The sequence below is a fragment of the Pseudomonas sp. Pdm06 genome (assembly GCF_014851795.1).
GTDB classification, from domain to species: Bacteria; Pseudomonadota; Gammaproteobacteria; order Pseudomonadales; family Pseudomonadaceae; genus Aquipseudomonas; species Aquipseudomonas fluorescens_AA.
The window spans coordinates 1-744 of record NZ_JACVAH010000040.1 but is presented as its reverse complement, the minus strand read 5'-3'; the positions used below and the strand labels follow the sequence as shown (position 1 = coordinate 744).

Annotated in this window: 1 protein-coding gene; it reads right to left on the bottom strand. The window is 65.6% G+C overall.

Features of this window, described 5'->3' with window-relative positions; genetic code table 11:
- Positions 1-744, bottom strand: a 744-nt coding sequence (locus IB266_RS30445; RefSeq protein ID WP_318646613.1) for a carbon starvation CstA family protein, incomplete at both ends; no start/stop codon positions are given.

Sequence of the window (744 nt, the reverse complement as noted above, 5' to 3'; positions counted from 1 at the left end):
AGATGCCGAACAGCGGCCACAAGGTGTTGATGCCGCCCAGCGGATCGATCACGCCCTGGTACAGCAGGTAACCCCACAGCGCCACGCAGCCTGCGGTGGCGATCAGGTTGGCGGTCCAGGATTCGGTGCGCTTGAGGGCCGGCACAAACGAGCCCAGCAGGTCCTGAAGCATGAACCGCCCGGCACGGGTACCGGCGTCCACGGCCGTGAGGATGAACAGCGCTTCGAACAGGATCGCGAAGTGGTACCAGAACGCCATGGTGTTTTCACCCGGCAGCACCGAGTGCAGGATCTGCGCGATCCCCACCGCCAAGGTCGGCGCACCGCCGGCACGGGCCAGCACGGTGGTCTCGCCGATGTCCTTGGCCACCGCTTGCAGCGCCTCGGGCGTGATGGCAAAACCCCAACTGCTGACGGTCTGCGCCACGGCCACCACGTCACCGCCGACGATGGCCGCCGGGCTGTTCATGGCGAAGTACACGCCCGGCTCGATCACCGAAGCAGCCACCATGGCCATGATCGCCACGAAGGACTCCATCAGCATGCCGCCGTAACCGATGTAGCGGGCGTTGGTTTCGTTATCCAAAAGCTTGGGCGTGGTGCCCGAGGAGATCAGTGCATGGAAGCCCGAGACCGCGCCGCAGGCGATGGTGATGAACAGGAACGGGAACAGCCCGCCCTTCCACACCGGCCCGGTGCCGTCGGTGAACTGGGTCAGCGCCGGCATTTTCAGCTCGGGCATGG